18 protein-coding genes and 1 pseudogene are annotated in these 15,553 nt (G+C 58.1%); 14 read left to right on the forward strand and 5 right to left on the reverse strand.

The annotated features are described in order from the left end of the window. The first annotated feature begins 173 nt into the window (after positions 1–173). From livH to QZR14_RS04295, 4 genes are read left to right on the forward strand one after another with little or no spacing between them, the layout of a single operon-like run. Positions 174–1,097 (forward strand): high-affinity branched-chain amino acid ABC transporter permease LivH, encoded by a 924-nt coding sequence (livH, locus tag QZR14_RS04280; protein ID WP_008082254.1) that lies wholly within the window; start codon positions 174–176, stop codon positions 1,095–1,097. Next, positions 1,094–2,350 carry a high-affinity branched-chain amino acid ABC transporter permease LivM gene (locus QZR14_RS04285; RefSeq protein ID WP_250603347.1) on the forward strand — a complete coding sequence of 419 codons (1,257 nt, stop codon included), beginning with the start codon at positions 1,094–1,096 and terminating at the stop codon, positions 2,348–2,350. Before livH ends, QZR14_RS04285 begins: the two co-directional genes overlap by 4 nt. Then, a complete protein-coding gene (livG, locus tag QZR14_RS04290) occupies positions 2,347–3,114 on the forward strand; it encodes a high-affinity branched-chain amino acid ABC transporter ATP-binding protein LivG (RefSeq protein ID WP_077571419.1) in 768 nt (255 codons plus the stop codon). The genes QZR14_RS04285 and livG overlap by 4 nt, the downstream gene beginning before the upstream one ends. Beyond that, a complete protein-coding gene (locus QZR14_RS04295; protein WP_008082262.1) occupies positions 3,115–3,816 on the forward strand; it encodes an ABC transporter ATP-binding protein in 702 nt (233 codons plus the stop codon). Positions 3,817–3,946: 130 nt separating this feature from the next. Here QZR14_RS04295 and acpP (QZR14_RS04300) read toward each other — a convergent pair. From acpP (QZR14_RS04300) to QZR14_RS04310, 3 genes and pseudogenes are all read right to left on the reverse strand, one after another. Beyond that, positions 3,947–4,192 (reverse strand): annotated as a pseudogene (gene acpP / locus QZR14_RS04300) (acyl carrier protein). Between the two features lie 78 nt (positions 4,193–4,270). Then, positions 4,271–4,543 (reverse strand): acyl carrier protein, encoded by a 273-nt coding sequence (gene acpP, locus QZR14_RS04305; RefSeq protein WP_311996109.1) that lies wholly within the window; start codon positions 4,541–4,543, stop codon positions 4,271–4,273. Between the two features lie 52 nt (positions 4,544–4,595). After that, positions 4,596–4,847: a hypothetical protein gene (locus tag QZR14_RS04310; RefSeq protein ID WP_250603341.1), complete on the reverse strand. Its 252-nt coding sequence runs from the start codon at positions 4,845–4,847 to the stop codon at positions 4,596–4,598. Positions 4,848–5,114: 267 nt separating this feature from the next. On the opposite strand from QZR14_RS04310, the gene QZR14_RS04315 reads away from it, so the two are divergent. Genes QZR14_RS04315 through QZR14_RS04330 form a run of 4 tightly spaced genes read left to right on the forward strand, consistent with a single transcriptional unit; the run spans position 5,115 to position 7,561 of the window. Next, positions 5,115–5,420, forward strand: a complete 306-nt coding sequence (locus tag QZR14_RS04315; RefSeq protein WP_311995967.1) for a BufA1 family periplasmic bufferin-type metallophore — start codon at positions 5,115–5,117, stop codon at positions 5,418–5,420. A gap of 25 nt (positions 5,421–5,445) precedes the next feature. Then, the gene (gene bufB, locus QZR14_RS04320) at positions 5,446–6,333 is read left to right on the forward strand and encodes an MNIO family bufferin maturase (protein ID WP_311995968.1); all 888 of its coding nucleotides are present in this window, start codon (positions 5,446–5,448) and stop codon (positions 6,331–6,333) included. Further along, on the forward strand, positions 6,330–7,088 hold the full coding sequence (locus QZR14_RS04325) for an HvfC/BufC N-terminal domain-containing protein (protein WP_250603335.1): 759 nt from the start codon (positions 6,330–6,332) through the stop codon (positions 7,086–7,088). The genes bufB and QZR14_RS04325 overlap by 4 nt, the downstream gene beginning before the upstream one ends. Next, the gene (locus QZR14_RS04330; protein WP_250603333.1) at positions 7,085–7,561 is read left to right on the forward strand and encodes a DoxX family protein; all 477 of its coding nucleotides are present in this window, start codon (positions 7,085–7,087) and stop codon (positions 7,559–7,561) included. The genes QZR14_RS04325 and QZR14_RS04330 overlap by 4 nt, the downstream gene beginning before the upstream one ends. 22 nt (positions 7,562–7,583) lie before the next feature. On the opposite strand, the gene QZR14_RS04335 is transcribed toward QZR14_RS04330, so the two are convergent. Continuing rightward, positions 7,584–8,498: a LysR family transcriptional regulator gene (locus QZR14_RS04335; protein ID WP_311995969.1), complete on the reverse strand. Its 915-nt coding sequence runs from the start codon at positions 8,496–8,498 to the stop codon at positions 7,584–7,586. 104 nt (positions 8,499–8,602) lie between these two features. Here QZR14_RS04335 and QZR14_RS04340 point away from each other — a divergent pair, with 104 nt between their 5' ends. The 3 genes from QZR14_RS04340 to QZR14_RS04350 all read left to right on the forward strand — a co-directional run bounded on the left by QZR14_RS04340 (position 8,603) and on the right by QZR14_RS04350 (position 11,702). Continuing rightward, complete coding sequence (locus tag QZR14_RS04340) at positions 8,603–9,202, forward strand: short chain dehydrogenase (RefSeq protein WP_311995970.1); 600 nt, start codon at positions 8,603–8,605, stop codon at positions 9,200–9,202. A gap of 135 nt (positions 9,203–9,337) precedes the next feature. Continuing rightward, the gene (locus QZR14_RS04345) at positions 9,338–9,991 is read left to right on the forward strand and encodes a COG3650 family protein (RefSeq protein WP_311995971.1); all 654 of its coding nucleotides are present in this window, start codon (positions 9,338–9,340) and stop codon (positions 9,989–9,991) included. 97 nt (positions 9,992–10,088) lie between these two features. After that, a complete protein-coding gene (locus QZR14_RS04350) occupies positions 10,089–11,702 on the forward strand; it encodes an NAD(P)/FAD-dependent oxidoreductase (protein ID WP_311995972.1) in 1,614 nt (537 codons plus the stop codon). A gap of 130 nt (positions 11,703–11,832) precedes the next feature. Here QZR14_RS04350 and QZR14_RS04355 read toward each other — a convergent pair whose 3' ends face one another. Further along, positions 11,833–12,927, reverse strand: a complete 1,095-nt coding sequence (locus tag QZR14_RS04355; protein ID WP_311995973.1) for a PLP-dependent cysteine synthase family protein — start codon at positions 12,925–12,927, stop codon at positions 11,833–11,835. A 250-nt stretch (positions 12,928–13,177) separates the two neighbouring features. Between QZR14_RS04355 and nhaA the strand changes: the two genes are divergently transcribed. The 3 genes from nhaA (at position 13,178) to QZR14_RS04370 (ending at position 15,495) form a co-directional block, all read left to right on the forward strand. Continuing rightward, the gene (gene nhaA / locus QZR14_RS04360; protein WP_093438734.1) at positions 13,178–14,365 is read left to right on the forward strand and encodes a Na+/H+ antiporter NhaA; all 1,188 of its coding nucleotides are present in this window, start codon (positions 13,178–13,180) and stop codon (positions 14,363–14,365) included. 122 nt (positions 14,366–14,487) lie between these two features. Further along, positions 14,488–14,757 (forward strand): hypothetical protein, encoded by a 270-nt coding sequence (locus tag QZR14_RS04365; protein ID WP_250603321.1) that lies wholly within the window; start codon positions 14,488–14,490, stop codon positions 14,755–14,757. A gap of 138 nt (positions 14,758–14,895) precedes the next feature. Next, on the forward strand, positions 14,896–15,495 hold the full coding sequence (locus tag QZR14_RS04370; protein ID WP_311995974.1) for a zeta toxin family protein: 600 nt from the start codon (positions 14,896–14,898) through the stop codon (positions 15,493–15,495). Positions 15,496–15,553 lie beyond the last annotated feature (58 nt).

Consider the following 15,553-nt stretch of genomic DNA (forward strand, 5'->3'; position numbering starts at 1 on the left):
GAATGTATGGGCCGCGCTGGCGTGATCCGCCAGTCTCCCCACCTGAAAATCTCAAAACCGTCATCAGCGGTTCGCTGGCAAAACCCGGATTCGAAGTGGATAGAGATCCACGGGGCCGGGCGGGAAAATGACTCCACCAGTGAAATGCGTATCAGGTTTTTAGGAGCGCTGTAATGCCTGACCTCTATCACTTCTTCCAGCAGCTGGTTAATGGCCTGACCATTGGCAGCACGTATGCCCTGATTGCCATCGGCTATACGATGGTTTACGGCATCATTGGAATGATCAACTTCGCCCACGGCGAGGTGTACATGATCGGCTCCTACGTGGCGTTCATCGCCATCGCCGGGCTGGCCATGATGGGAATCGACAACGTCCCGCTGTTGATGACCGCTGCTTTCATCGCGAGCATCGTGGTCACCAGTTCGTACGGCTACAGCATCGAACGGATCGCCTACCGCCCCTTGCGCGGCAGCAACCGTCTGATCCCGCTGATCTCGGCCATCGGTATGTCGATCTTCCTGCAGAACACGGTTCTGCTGGCGCAAGATTCCAAGGACAAATCCATCCCCAACCTGATCCCCGGGAACATTTCCTTCGGGCCAGGTGGCGCACATGAAGTGCTGATTTCCTACATGCAAATCGTGGTGTTCGTGGTGACCCTGATCGCCATGCTCGGCCTGACGCTGTTCATCTCCCGTTCTCGCCTGGGTCGCGCCTGCCGCGCCTGCGCCGAAGACATCAAGATGGCCAACCTGCTCGGCATCAACACCAACAACATCATCGCCCTGACTTTCGTCATTGGTGCTGCGCTGGCGGCCATCGCGGCTGTGCTGCTGAGCATGCAATACGGCGTGATCAACCCGAACGCCGGTTTCCTCGTCGGCCTCAAAGCCTTCACCGCTGCGGTACTTGGCGGCATCGGCAGCATCCCCGGCGCCATGCTCGGCGGGTTGGTGCTTGGGGTGGCGGAAGCCTTTGGTGCCGATATCTTCGGCGACCAGTACAAGGACGTCGTGGCTTTCGGCTTGTTGGTTCTGGTGCTGTTGTTCCGTCCGACCGGCATTCTGGGCCGTCCGGAGGTTGAGAAAGTATGACTAGGAATCTTAAACAGGCACTGTTCAGTGCCTTGCTGGTGTGGGCCGTGGCCTACCCGGTACTCGGTCTGAAACTGACCATCGTCGGCATCAACCTTGAAGTGCATAACACCAGCCCGATGATTCTGGCGACCATCGCCATCTGCTCGGTGCTGATGTTTCTGCGGGTGCTGTTCAACCAGCAGATCAGCAAGGCCTGGAATTCCTCGCCGGGCATGCCGCTGATCCCGGCCAAGGCGAGTAACTTCCTGACCCTGCCGACCACCCAACGCTACTTCATCATTGCGCTGATCATCGGTGCGCTGGTGTGGCCGTTCTTCGGTTCGCGTGGCGCGGTGGACATCGCGACGCTGATCCTGATCTACGTGATGCTCGGCCTCGGCCTGAACATCGTCGTCGGTCTGGCCGGTCTGCTCGACCTCGGCTACGTCGGCTTCTACGCCGTCGGCGCCTACAGCTACGCGCTGCTGTCGCACTACTACGGCCTGAGCTTCTGGATCTGTCTGCCGATTGCCGGCCTGATGGCGGCGACGTTCGGCTTCCTGCTGGGCTTCCCGGTGTTGCGTTTGCGCGGTGACTATCTGGCGATCGTGACCCTCGGTTTCGGCGAGATCATCCGTCTGTTCCTGCGTAACCTGACGGACATCACTGGCGGTCCGAACGGCATCAGCAACATCGAGAAACCGACGTTCTTCGGCCTGACCTTCGAACGCAAAGCCGCAGAAGGTCTGCAGACGTTCCACGAATACTTCGGCCTCGAATACAACTCGATCAACAAGGTGATTTTCCTTTACCTGGTGGCGTTGTTGCTGGCGCTGGCGGCGCTGTTCATCATCAACCGTCTGCTGCGCATGCCGATCGGTCGAGCGTGGGAAGCGCTGCGTGAAGATGAAATCGCCTGCCGCGCACTGGGCCTGAATCCGACCGTGATCAAGCTGTCGGCCTTCACCCTCGGCGCGAGCTTCGCCGGTTTCGCCGGTAGCTTCTTCGCCGCCCGTCAGGGTCTGGTGACCCCGGAGTCGTTCACCTTCATCGAGTCGGCGATCATCCTCGCCATTGTGGTGCTGGGTGGCATGGGCTCGCAGTTGGGTGTGATTCTGGCTGCCGTGGTGATGATCCTGTTGCCGGAAATGATGCGTGAGTTCAGTGAGTACCGCATGTTGATGTTCGGTGCCCTGATGGTGTTGATGATGATCTGGCGTCCACAAGGTCTGCTGCCGATGCAACGCCCACACATGGAGTTGCGAAAATGAGCCGCGAGATCCTTAAAGTCGAAAACCTGAGCATGCGCTTCGGCGGCTTGCTGGCGGTCAACGGCGTGGCCCTGACCGTCAAAGAGAAACAAGTGGTTGCACTGATCGGCCCGAACGGCGCCGGCAAGACCACCGTGTTCAACTGCCTGACCGGTTTCTATCAGCCTACCGGCGGCAGCATTCTGCTCGACGGCGAGCCGATTCAGGGCCTGCCGGGCCACAAGATCGCTCTCAAAGGCGTGGTGCGCACCTTCCAGAACGTGCGCCTGTTCAAGGACATGACGGCGGTCGAGAACCTGTTGATCGCCCAGCATCGTCACCTGAATACAAACTTCCTGGCCGGTCTGTTCAAGACCCCGGCGTTCCGCAAAAGCGAGCGCGAGGCCATGGAGTTTGCCGAGTACTGGCTGGAAAAGGTCAATCTCAAGGAGTTCGCCAACCGTACCGCCGGCACCCTGGCCTACGGTCAGCAACGGCGGCTGGAAATCGCCCGCTGCATGATGACCCGTCCGCGGATCCTCATGCTCGACGAACCGGCGGCCGGTCTGAACCCGAAGGAAACCGAAGACCTCAAGGCGCTGATCAGCGTGCTGCGCGAAGAGCACAACGTCACCGTGCTGCTGATCGAACACGACATGAAACTGGTCATGAGCATTTCCGACCACATCGTCGTGATCAACCAGGGCACACCTCTGGCTGACGGCACGCCAGAACAGATCCGCGACAATCCTGAAGTGATCAAAGCCTACCTGGGGGAAGCGTAAATGCTGCAGTTCGAAAACGTTTCCACCTTCTACGGCAAGATCCAGGCCCTGCACAGCGTCAACGTCGAAGTCCGTCAGGGCGAGATCGTGACCCTGATCGGCGCCAACGGTGCCGGCAAGTCGACGCTGCTGATGACGCTCTGCGGTTCGCCGCAGGCGCACAGCGGCAGCATCCGCTACATGGGTGAGGAACTGGTCGGCCAGGACTCGTCGCAGATCATGCGCAAGAGCATCGCCGTGGTGCCGGAAGGTCGTCGGGTGTTCGCCCGTCTGACCGTTGAAGAAAACCTGTCTATGGGCGGCTTCTTCACCGACAAGGGCGACTATCAGGAGCAAATGGACAAGGTTCTCGGCCTGTTCCCGCGCCTGAAAGAACGCTTCAACCAGCGCGGCGGCACCATGTCCGGCGGCGAACAGCAGATGCTCGCCATCGGCCGTGCGCTGATGAGCAAGCCCAAACTGCTGCTGCTCGACGAGCCGTCGCTGGGCCTGGCACCGATCATCATCCAGCAGATTTTCGACATCATCGAAATGCTGCGCAAGGACGGTGTGACGGTGTTCCTGGTCGAGCAGAACGCCAACCAGGCGCTGAAAATCGCCGACCGCGCCTACGTTCTGGAGAACGGCCGCGTGGTCATGCAAGGCACCGGTGAAGCGCTGCTGACCGACCCGAAAGTACGCGAGGCGTACCTCGGCGGTTGATGTGTTTCAGCCAACAAAAAAACGGCCTTCGGGCCGTTTTTTTGTGCCTGGCATTCCTCCCTTGGGAACCGGACTTTGGCGGTTCATAACGGGCATAACAGGCATAACAGGCATAACAGGCTGCCGTGTTTTACTGATCATTGACGCTTTCTTCGCGTAGATAATTGATCACGTCCTGCACCGTTGTTAATTTCTCGGCTTCTTCGTCTGGGATCCTTACTTGAAACTCCTGTTCCAGCGCCAGCAGCAGCTCTTCCGTATCCACTGAATTCATTTCCAGATCGCCGACGAAGCTGTCTTCATTTTTAATTTGGTCTACATCGACCGTTTATAATTCATCCAAGATCCTTTTCACACGCTGCTCTACACTTTCCATTTCCAACACCTCTCTATTCAATTGACTGTTCCTGCCGCGAGGAAATGTCCAGAATCAGGCAGAAGTTTCTGCCATGTTTCACTCATCGGCATATCTGAGTTCATCAGCTATCACCAGATAATCGATCACTTTCTGCACCGTTGTAAATTTCTCGGCTTCCTCGTCTGAGATCTTTAATTCAAACTCGTCCTCTACTGCCATTAACATCAGCGACGTTTGCAATGAGTCCGCTCCCAGATCGTCGACGAAGCTGCTTTCATTTCTGACCTCGACTTGATTTCCATCTTCATCTTTTCTGTACAAATTCTCGGCTATGAGCTTTTTCACACGCCTCTCTATATTTTGTTCCATTTCCAACACCTCTCTGTTCAATTGAGTGTTCCTGCCGCAGGGAATGCCCGTATCAGGGGACGACTTTTGATCCCAGCGTCTGATTCGCAGAAATAACGCCCGTCGCCTGCAGCAAATCATTTACCGCGTGCAAGACACCAAAATCTTCAAGAGTGGCCTTTTTATCCAGAATGCGACGCAGGCAAAAATAGATCTGCAGCTCACCGAATGCCGCCCCGTCATGAATAACCTTTTCATCCAGAATGATGTTGGCCTGTTCGTCGATCCTGGCCTGGACAAACTTTTTCAACTCAGACAAATTCATGAATTTTCTCCCTGATGTGTACCGCTACAGCCCCAATATACTCAGTCGAAAAACCCTGCCAACTGTCAGAAATGACAGTTTTTAATAACCATTCACGATAACCATTATTCAATTCCCTTGGGTTACCTCTGCTTCCACCCGCGATGTGCGTGTGTTCTTTTGAAAAAGATTTGAGCGTTGCTGTAACGCATCGCAGTGAGCGTTCTCTAGTGGGGTAAGCAAGCGCAAACCGCTTGTAAAAACCCTGAACAAAACTGGAGAAACATCATGACTGCTACCACCTGCACCCTGTCCGCTACCGCCCTGGTTCTGGCCCTCGGTTCCGCCCTGAGCATGGCTGCTGTATCGACCGTCCACGCCGCTGACGCCGACATGGAGAAATGCTTCGGCGTGGCCATGAAAGGCAAAAACGATTGCGCCGCTGGTGCAGGCACCACCTGTGCCGGCACGTCGAAAATGGACTACCAGGCCAACGCCTGGAAACTGGTTCCGAAAGGCACCTGCGCCACCACTGAGAGCAAGACCTCGCCGACCGGTTTCGGTCAAATGGAAGCGTTCAAAGCCAAGTCCTGATCCGCGAACTGCCTGAGTGACGATCATGCTCACCCTCAATGACCATGCCCAACCCCGCACTCAGGCAGCCCTCAGCGGGCTTCCACCCCGTGCCGGGCTGGGACTCAAGACCGGGCACTTTCGTGAAGTGCTCGGCTCACCAGCGGACATCGGCTTCTTCGAAGTCCACGCCGAAAACTACATGGTCGACGGCGGTCCGTTTCATCATTTTCTCGGTTTGATCCGCGAGCAGTATCCGCTGTCACTGCACGGTGTCGGCTTGTCAATCGGTGCTGAAGGGCCGCTGGATAAACAGCATCTCAAGCGCCTTGCCGAACTGATTCGACGCTATCAACCGCAATCCTTTTCCGAACATCTGGCCTGGTCGAGCCATGGCCCGGTGTTTCTCAATGACCTGCTGCCACTGGCCTATGACACGCCGACGCTGAACCGCGTCTGCGAGCATATCGATCAGGTGCAGAACACCCTCCAACGCCCCATGCTGCTGGAGAATCCGGCGACCTATCTGGCGTTCGAGCGCTCGACGATCGATGAGGCAGACTTCATCGCAGAGGTGATCCGCCGCAGCGGCTGTGGCCTGTTGCTCGACGTCAACAACGTCTACGTTTCTTGCGTGAACCATGAGCGTGATCCGCTGGCGTATCTCGATGCCCTGCCCTTGCACAGGGTTGGCGAGATTCATCTGGCCGGGTTTGCTGAAGATTGCGACAGCCTCGGCGACCGTTTGCTGATCGATGATCACGGCGCGCCGATCGATCAAGCCGTCTGGGATTTGTACCGGCAAGTACTGCAGCGCATCGGTCCGGTGGCGACGCTGATCGAGCGCGACAATCAAGTGCCGGCGTTTGAGGTGCTACTGGCGGAAGCTCAGCAAGCTGATGCGCTTTTGCTGGATGCTGGAGCACGCACATGAGCACTCAACGCGCTTTTGCTGCAGCGCTCATCGACACCCGGCTACCCTGCCCCGAAGGCCTGTGCAGCGCCAACGGCGCCGATCCGGCCAGCCGCTTCACGGTGTATCGCAACAACGTGCAGAGTTCACTGATCAATGCCTTGGGCGACAGTTACCCGGTGGTTGCGCAATTGGTGGGCGATGAATTTTTCCGTGCCATGGCGGCCGTTTTCGTGCAACAGCAACCGCCGCAGAGTCCGTTGATGAGCCGCTATGGCGAGACATTTGCGGACTTCGTTGCAGCGTTTGAACCGGCCGGCAGCGTGCCTTATCTGGCAGACGTGGCGCGCCTTGAGCACCTGCGCACCCTCGCCTACCACGCGGCCGACGCCCAGCCCGTACAGCCAGAAGAAATCACCGCAGCACTGGCTGATGCGCAAACGCTGAGTGAACTGCGCCTCGACCTTCATCCCTCTATGCACCTGCTCGACTCTGCCTATGCCGTAGTCGCGATCTGGGGCGCACATCAGCACGACTCGACGCTGGAAGGGATCGACGTCAACCAAAGGCAACACGCGCTGGTGTTGCGCAATGGCCTGGACGTCGAAGTGTTTGCTCTCGACCCCGGCGCCAGCAGGTTTATCCGCAATCTGATCGATGGCCAGCCACTGCTGGCAGCGGCCGAAAACAGCCCTGAGTTCGACCTCGCGCAAACCCTTGGCTTGCTGATCGCGCGTAACGCTATTACCCACTTGAATAACAAGGAACTGCCATGAAAACCCTCATCACCGGCGCCATCGCGCTGCTGGAAAAAATCCCCCACAGCCTGATCGCGTTCATTGCGCGTTTCTCGATTGCCGCAGTGTTCTGGAAATCAGGACAGACCAAAGTTGAAGGCCTGGCCATTGACCTGATCGACGGCACTTTTCAACTCGGCTGGCCACGTCTGGCCGACTCGACGATTCCGTTGTTCAAGAGTGAATACAACGTGCCGTTGTTGTCGCCAGAGATTGCCGCGCACATGGCGGCGTTCGCCGAACACATTTTTCCACTGCTGATTCTGATTGGCTTCGCTACGCGGTTTTCGGCGCTGGCGCTGCTGGGCATGACCCTGACCATTCAACTGTTTGTGTATCCCGATGCCTATCCGACCCATGGCACCTGGGCGGCGGTGTTGCTGTACCTGATGGCAACGGGGCCGGGCAAGCTGTCGATTGATCACCTGATTGCTCGCCGTTTCAGCCACTGATATCCCCGCAGGGGAAGCGGGGTCAGCGCTGAAGTCGATCCAGCGCCTCGCCACTGCGCTTGAACCAGCCAATCAGATAATCCGCCAGCACCTGAGTGCGCCTCGGTAATCCGCCCTGATATGGATGCACCAGGTACATCGGCATGCGCCGGGTCTGAAAGTCGCGCAGAAGCCAGCACAATCGGCCGTCAGCCAATTCCGCTTGCAGCAAGTAGGAAGGCAGTCGCGCGATGCCGGCGCCACTGAGCGCGGCCTTTTTGAGGAGGCTGTAATGGTTGCTGGCAAACGGTCCTGACACGCGTACCCGCAGCAATTCATGCTGCTGGTGATACAGCCATTCTTCGCGTCCGCTGTAGTGGCTGTTGAGCAAACAGCGATGTTCGGCCAGTGCTTGTGGCGTCAGCGGCTCACCGAAGCGCTCAAGATAAGCCGGACTCGCGCAGGTCATTTCCTGCCATGCCAGCAACGGCTTGGCCACCAGTCGATCGTCATTGGCCACCTCGCTGCGGATCCCCAGATCAAAGCCGTCCCGGGACAGATCGCGGTAACTGTTGTTCAGCTCCAGCTCGATCTGCACCTCAGGGTATTGATGCGAGAACTCCAGCAACAAACCCTCGAAGAAGGTTTCGCCCAGCGACACCGGCACCGTCATGCGCACCGGGCCGGCCATGTCGTCTTTCAAGCGCGCCAAGGCCTGACGCGCCCGTTCCACATGGACGACCAGCGCCTGGGCCTGCGGCAACAATGCTGCGCCGGCGGCGGTCAGGCTCAAGCGCCGGGTGGTGCGTTGCAACAACACCACAGAAAACTGCGCTTCGAGCTGGCTGATGCGTTTGGACAGCTGGCCCTTGCTGCAGCCCAACTGCTGCGCTGCCAAGGTGAAACTACCCGCTTCGATCAACACCGCGAATGCCGCCAGGTCATCCATTTCGCTCATGGATTGTTTCCAATTGAAAACCAAAGGTTGCCCATTAGTGCGCTTATCCGCAGAAAAAACCACTCTAGACTGAAACCTCGTCCAATCACTTGAGGTACAGCACGATGAAGATTCTGTTGATAGGCGCTGGCGGCACCATCGGCTCGGCGGTGGACAAAGAACTGTCGCAACGTCATGAAGTCATCCGCATCGGGCGCACCAGCGGTGAGTTGCAGGTGGATATCAGCGACAGCGCATCGATTCGCAAACTGTTCGAAAAAACCGGCAAGTTCGATGCGCTGGTGTGCGCCGCCGGCAACGTGACCTTCGCTCCACTGGGTGAGATGACCGAAGACAGCTTCGCCCTCGGTCTCAAAGACAAGCTGATGGGCCAGGTCAATCTGCTGCTGATCGGCCGCGAATTCGCCAACGATGGCGCCTCGTTCACCTTCACCACCGGTGTGCTCAGCCATGATCCGATCCGCAACGGCGCCTCGGCAGCGCTGGTCAACGGTGCGCTGGACAGTTTCGTCCGCGCCGCCGCCATCGAACTGCCACGCGGTATGCGAGTGAACTCGATCAGCCCGACCGTGCTGCTCGAAGCGATGGGCAGCTACGCCCCGTATTTCCGTGGCTACAAGCCGGTTCCTGCGGCGGATGTGGCATTGGCCTACGCGAAAAGTGTCGAAGGCCTGCAGACAGGTCAGACATTTCACGTCGGATAAGGTCAAAAGATCGCAGCCTGCGGCAGCTCCTACAGGGGTATTTGCGTTTCCCTGTAGGAGCTGCCGCAGGCTGCGATCTTTTGCATTTGCCTGACAGGCTGCGTAACGTGGCGGCACTTGTCTGGAGAGCCGAAGATGCGTGTTGCCCGTTCGTTAGTCCTTGTTGCCCTGCTGCCATTGTTTGCCGCTTGCCAATTGTTCGATGGCCAGCGAGAAAGTGCCTCGCATGTCGGACAGACGCGGATGCAGGGGCAACTGACTGCTGCTGACGGCAAACTGGTGTTCCAGCCGTGTCAGGAACAGCGTCAACTGGTGGTCAATGACATCGGCGGCACCAGCATTCTGCAAGAAGCGGCGACCCTCGCTGATGAACAAGGCAAACTGTTTGCCGATGTTCGCGGCAAAGTCGCCGGCGATCGACTCGACCTGACTCAGTTGTACCGCGTCGAGCGCTCGGGCACCGCTTGCGATGATCCCAACTTCAAACAATTGATCCTGCACGCGGCCGGCCATGGCCCGGAGTGGAATGTCAAAGTCAGCGGCAAAGGCATGGTCATCGACCGCGAAGGTCAGCCGCCACTTGCTGTGCCGTACATTGAAGATCAATTGGGCGATGGCCGCTTCAATCTGAGCAGCGAAGCCAACAACCAGCGCATCGAATTGTGGGTCGCGCCGCAGCGCTGCGTCGACAGCAGCACCGGCAGCGTGCAGCACATGAGCGCCGAACTGCGCATCGACGGCCAGGTGCAGCGTGGTTGCGGGTATTTCGGCGGATCGCGCAACGACTGAGCGTTTTAGCCTCACCGGATCCGGCCTTTGCGGCTTATAATCGCGGCCTTCAAACGCCCTGGCGCAGTTGTGCGCCCCGCGAACCCGGATCCTCGCCATGTTACGAATCACTGAACTCAAGCTGCCAATCGACCATCCCGAAGAAGACCTGCGCATTGCCATCGTGCAACGTCTGGGCATAGCCAGCGATGATCTGCTCGATTTCACCTTGTTCAAGCGCAGCTACGACGCGCGCAAAAAGTCCTCCGAACTGTGCTTCATCTACACCATCGACCTCCAAGTGCGCGACGAGGCCAAGGTGTTGGGCAAGTTCGCCGACGACCGTAACGTCAACGTGGCGCCGGATGTCAGCTACAAATTCGTCGGCCAGGCGCCAAGCGACCTGAGTCAGCGCCCGATCGTTGTCGGTTTCGGCCCGTGCGGGATCTTCGCCGGCCTGCTACTGGCACAGATGGGCTTCAAGCCGATCATCCTCGAACGCGGCACCGAAGTGCGTCAGCGCACCAAGGACACTTGGGGCCTGTGGCGTAAAAGCGTGCTCAACCCCGAATCCAACGTGCAGTTCGGCGAAGGTGGCGCGGGCACGTTCTCCGACGGCAAGCTGTACAGCCAGATCAAGGACCCGAAATTCCTCGGCCGCAAAGTCCTGCACGAGTTCGTCAAGGCCGGCGCGCCGGAAGAAATCCTCTACGTCAGCAAACCGCACATCGGTACGTTCCGCCTGACCGGCATGGTTGAAAACATGCGCGAACAGATCCGCGAACTGGGCGGCGAAGTGCGCTTCCAGGAACGCGTCAGCGACGTGCTGATCGAAGACGGCCAACTGGTCGGCGTGCAACTGGCCAGCGGCGAAACCCTGCATTCGAAACACGTGATTCTGGCCCTCGGCCACAGTGCCCGCGACACCTTCCGCATGCTCCACAGCCGTGGCGTGTTCATGGAAGCCAAGCCGTTCTCGGTGGGCTTCCGTATCGAACACCCGCAATCGCTGATCGACCGTGCGCGTCTTGGCAAATACGCCGGGCACCCGAAACTCGGGGCTGCCGACTACAAACTGGTGCACCACGCCAAGAACGGCCGTTCGGTCTACAGCTTCTGCATGTGCCCGGGCGGCACCGTGGTCGCGGCGACGTCCGAGCCGAACCGCGTGGTCACCAACGGCATGAGCCAGTACTCGCGCAACGAGCGCAACGCCAACTCCGGCATCGTTGTCGGCATCACCCCGGAAGTCGATTACCCGGGTGGCCCGCTGGCCGGGATCGAGTTGCAGGAGCGCCTGGAGTCCCATGCATTCATCCTCGGCGGCAGCGATTACAAAGCCCCGGCGCAACTGGTCGGCGATTTCATCAACGACATTCCTTCGACCGAACTGGGCGAAGTCGAGCCGTCGTACAAACCGGGGGTGGCGCTGGGTGATCTGGCCTTGGCCCTGCCGGACTTTGCCATTGAGGCGATCCGTGAAGCACTGCCGGCGTTCGAGAAGCAGATTCGCGGCTACTCGCTGCATGATGCGGTGTTGACCGGGATCGAGACACGCACGTCGTCGCCGCTGCGCATCACCCGTAACGAGTCGTTGCAGAGCATGAACGTCAAGGGCTTGTTCCCGGCCGGAGAAGGCGCGGGCTATGCGGGCGGGATTCTGTCGGCAGGTGTTGACGGGATTCGTATTGCTGAAGCCGTGGCGCGGGACATTCTCGGCCTGACTGACTAATCATCTGAACCGCCACAAAACCCTGTGGGAGCTGGCTTGCCAGCGATGACGGAATCAGATTCAACATAGATGTTGACTGACCCTCTGCTATCGCTGGCAAGCCAGCTCCCACATTGTTATGTGTATTTCTTCAGATATTCGCGCGCAGCACTGAAGTCGGCAGCGGCTCACCGCGCTCGGCACTCGCCGCCACCGCTTCGATCAACCCACTCAACTCATACCCCTGCGCCTTCAGCCAATCCTGGTCGTAGTAAGTGTCGGCATACCGCTCGCCGCCATCGCACAGAATCGCCACAATCGACCCCGACTCCCCGGCCGCTTTCATCTGCTGCGCCGCCATCAGGGCGCCGATCAGATTGGTCCCGCTCGACCCACCGACATGCCGCCCCAGGCGCTGCGCCAGATAATGCATGGCCGCCAGCGAGAGGGCATCCGGCACCTTGACCATCGCATCGATCACCTTGGGCAGGAACGACGCTTCAACGCGTGGCCGGCCAATGCCTTCAATGCGCGAACCACAATCCAGACGCAAACCGGCGTCGCCCGTCTGGTAGTAATCGAAGAACACCGAACGCTCGGCATCGGCGCACAACACGCGGGTGCAATGCTGGCGATAGCGCACATAACGACCCAGCGTCGCGGTGGTGCCGCCGGTGCCGGGGCTGGAAATCAGCCAGCTCGGTTCAGGGTGTTTCTCGTAGCGCATCTGCTGGAAGATCGATTCGGCGATGTTGTTGTTCGCGCGCCAGTCAGTGGCCCGTTCGGCGTAGGTGAACTGGTCGATGAAGTGGCCGCCGTGCTCACGGGCCAGGCGCTCGGATTCGGCGTAGATTTGCGTCGGATCTTTCACCAGATGGCTCTGACCACCGTAGAAAGCGATCTGCGCGATCTTCTCTTTGGAGGTGGTCGCCGGCATTACCGCAATGAACGGCAAGCCCAGCATCCGTGCGAAATACGCTTCGGAAATCGCCGTCGAACCGCTGGACGCCTCGATCACCGGCGCGCCGGGCTTGAGCCAGCCGTTACACAGCGCATAGAGAAACAGCGAACGAGCCAGGCGGTGCTTGAGGCTGCCGGTCGGATGGCTGGACTCATCCTTGAAGTACAACTCGATGCCCGCAAAACCCGGCAGCGGCAAAGGGATCAGGTGGGTGTCGGCGCTGCGCTGAAAATCCGCCTCGATGATGCGGATGGCTTCGCGGGCCCACTGTCGGTTGTCGCTCATGGTGATGGTTCTCGTTGAATCGGCAGGAGATGAAGCTGTTCGAAAGGGTTGCTCATCAGCTTAGGAAAAATCCTATAGCGCGCACAGATACAGCTGAGTCTCAATATGTCAGGCAACTGCTAGGCTCAGCGTGGCTTGAGCCAGACACCTTGTAACGACATATAACAAAAAAGAATATAACTTTTGTTTTAACAACTAACTGTACGGGTTAGGGTGTCCCACCTTTTGACTTTATCGATGGAGAGCGACCTTGCCTCTGCGTAGCACTTTCACGCGTTTCTTTCAGTTGGAAGCTGCCAGCGGTCTGTTATTGATCGCCGCGGCCATCCTGGCTCTGATTATCAACAACTCGCCGCTGTCGTGGCTGTACACCGGCCTGCTCGACACCCCGGTGGTAGCGCAGATCGGTGCGTTGAAAATCGCTAAACCCCTGCTGCTGTGGATCAATGACGGTCTGATGGCGATGTTTTTCCTGCTCATCGGCCTGGAAGTGAAGCGCGAGGTGCTCGACGGCCAGTTGTCCAAACCGTCGCAGATCGTCCTGCCCGGCGCCGCAGCCATCGGTGGCATGCTGGTGCCGGCGCTGATCTACTGGTTCCTCAACCGTGACAATCCGGCGGCGCTCGACGGCTGGGCGATCCCGACCGCGACCGACATCGCCTTCGCCCTCGGCGTGCTGGCTCTGCTCGGCAAGCGCGTACCGGTGTCGCTGAAGTTGTTCCTGATGACCCTGGCGATCATCGATGACCTCGGCGCTATCGTGATCATCGCGATCTTCTACTCCGGCGAACTCTCGACCCTGTCGCTGGGCCTTGCAGCAGCGTGCATCGCGGCGCTGGTGGCGATGAACCGGCTCGGGGTGGTCAAGCTCGGGCCGTACATGATCATCGGTTTGATTCTGTGGGTCTGTGTACTCAAGAGCGGTGTCCACGCAACGCTGGCCGGCGTGACTCTGGCCTTCTGCATCCCGCTGCGCACGAAAAATGCCGAGCCGTCGCCGTTGCTGACCCTCGAACATGCGCTGCACCCATGGGTGGCTTACGGCATCCTGCCGCTGTTCGCCTTTGCCAACGCCGGGTTGTCGCTGAGCGGCGTCACCGTGGAAAGCTTCACCCACCACGTGCCGATGGGCATTGCGGTAGGCCTGCTGCTGGGCAAGACCGTCGGTGTTTTCGGCCTGACATGGCTGGCCGTGAAGATCGGCATCGCCACCCTGCCCCAAGGCGCCAACTGGGGCCAGGTGTTGGGTGTGGCCATTCTGTGCGGCATCGGCTTCACCATGAGCCTGTTCGTCGGTTCGCTGGCCTTTGAGCCGGGTGTAAGCGACTACGCCGGGATGGACCGGATGGGCATTTTGACGGGGTCGATTCTGGCAGCGTTGATTGGTTATGCGGTGACGGCGGCGGCGAGTCGCCGGAATACTCTGCAAAACGCTTGAGACGCATTTTTCTACAAGAGTCGAAGCCCTTCAATCCAGAGGGGCTTGGCTCTGAATCTTGCAAGTGTGCTATATCTTTGGTCGACAGCCGCACCTTCTCAGCACCGATTCTGGAGTCATCCATGTCACGTAAAGCAGAAAAACGCCCAATGACGGACGATCAGATTTCCATACAGGAGTCTCGGATTCCGGACATCGCTCTGAAGGCATTCAGCAACGCCTACAAAATGGCGCTCGCCAATGGTGCTGCTGTGCTCGTAGCTAAAGATGGTCAGCTATTTGAAGTGACAGAGAAGAGTTCTATTGCTTTGCGCACAATAGGCACCTACGGAAACCTGAAAAGCGGCACTCGCCTGCGCATCAACAAATCCTCGAAACAGGTTATTTCTTGAGCACACCGAGAATACGGATATTCGCCGGCCCGAACGGGTCAGGAAAAAGCACCTTCAATCGACTGGTTCCCGCGCATTTGCTGGGGAACTACATAAATCCTGATGACATAGAGCGCTCAATCAAAGATACCGGATATTTTGACTTCACTTCTTAATCGTATCGAAGACCACAAAGAAGACATTTTTGAATTTTTCCGTGAGCACGCTCTGCTCAAGAAAGCCCCTCACTCATTGGCAAAGCTGGATTCCCTGACAATCGACGGTGAGCGGCTCAGCTTCGCAAATACTGAAATCGACTCCTACGTCGCATCAGCCCTTTCCGACTTCATACGAAGGTCCCTGATCAAAGAGCGCATCAGCTTTACGTTTGAAACCGTGATGTCGTCCTCTGACAAGGTCAAACTGCTCGCTGAAGCTCATGCCTCCGGTTATAGAGTTTATGTTTACTACGTCGCTACCGCTGATCCTCAAATCAACATTGCCAGGGTTGCATATCGCGTTAAACAAGGTGGGCACAGCGTTCCTCCTGAAAAGATAGAGGCGCGGTACTGGAGATCTTTGGAGCTTCTGTCTGATGCCATCCTGACCTCCAACAGAGCCTACATTTTCGACAACTCGGATGAAGGTAGCGAAGGCCTCACGCAAATTGCGGAGATCACCGATGGCGAACTGATTGAGATCAAATCAGATACTCAGCCACCTTGGTTCAAAGAGTTCGTGCTCGACAAATTACTGTAGTGCGCTGAACAAACTTTTCCTGCAGGCTCAATCCTCTGAGTCTCGAACAACAGCCTAT

Source organism: Pseudomonas sp. rhizo66, from assembly GCF_031931925.1.
Lineage (GTDB): Bacteria > Pseudomonadota > Gammaproteobacteria > Pseudomonadales > Pseudomonadaceae > Aquipseudomonas.

Bases quoted from the DNA above. Each gene is read 5' to 3' on its own strand.
- livH (WP_008082254.1), top strand. From the start codon at position 174: ATGCCTGACCTCTATCACTTCTTCCAGCAGCTGGTTAATGGCCTGACC.
- QZR14_RS04285 (WP_250603347.1), top strand. From the start codon at position 1,094: ATGACTAGGAATCTTAAACAGGCACTGTTCAGTGCCTTGCTGGTGTGG.
- livG (WP_077571419.1), top strand. From the start codon at position 2,347: ATGAGCCGCGAGATCCTTAAAGTCGAAAACCTGAGCATGCGCTTCGGC.
- QZR14_RS04295 (WP_008082262.1), top strand. From the start codon at position 3,115: ATGCTGCAGTTCGAAAACGTTTCCACCTTCTACGGCAAGATCCAGGCC.
- acpP (WP_311996109.1), bottom strand. From the start codon at position 4,543: ATGGAACAAAATATAGAGAGGCGTGTGAAAAAGCTCATAGCCGAGAAT.
- QZR14_RS04310 (WP_250603341.1), bottom strand. From the start codon at position 4,847: ATGAATTTGTCTGAGTTGAAAAAGTTTGTCCAGGCCAGGATCGACGAA.
- QZR14_RS04315 (WP_311995967.1), top strand. From the start codon at position 5,115: ATGACTGCTACCACCTGCACCCTGTCCGCTACCGCCCTGGTTCTGGCC.
- bufB (WP_311995968.1), top strand. From the start codon at position 5,446: ATGCTCACCCTCAATGACCATGCCCAACCCCGCACTCAGGCAGCCCTC.
- QZR14_RS04325 (WP_250603335.1), top strand. From the start codon at position 6,330: ATGAGCACTCAACGCGCTTTTGCTGCAGCGCTCATCGACACCCGGCTA.
- QZR14_RS04330 (WP_250603333.1), top strand. From the start codon at position 7,085: ATGAAAACCCTCATCACCGGCGCCATCGCGCTGCTGGAAAAAATCCCC.
- QZR14_RS04335 (WP_311995969.1), bottom strand. From the start codon at position 8,498: ATGAGCGAAATGGATGACCTGGCGGCATTCGCGGTGTTGATCGAAGCG.
- QZR14_RS04340 (WP_311995970.1), top strand. From the start codon at position 8,603: ATGAAGATTCTGTTGATAGGCGCTGGCGGCACCATCGGCTCGGCGGTG.
- QZR14_RS04345 (WP_311995971.1), top strand. From the start codon at position 9,338: ATGCGTGTTGCCCGTTCGTTAGTCCTTGTTGCCCTGCTGCCATTGTTT.
- QZR14_RS04350 (WP_311995972.1), top strand. From the start codon at position 10,089: ATGTTACGAATCACTGAACTCAAGCTGCCAATCGACCATCCCGAAGAA.
- QZR14_RS04355 (WP_311995973.1), bottom strand. From the start codon at position 12,927: ATGAGCGACAACCGACAGTGGGCCCGCGAAGCCATCCGCATCATCGAG.
- QZR14_RS04365 (WP_250603321.1), top strand. From the start codon at position 14,488: ATGTCACGTAAAGCAGAAAAACGCCCAATGACGGACGATCAGATTTCC.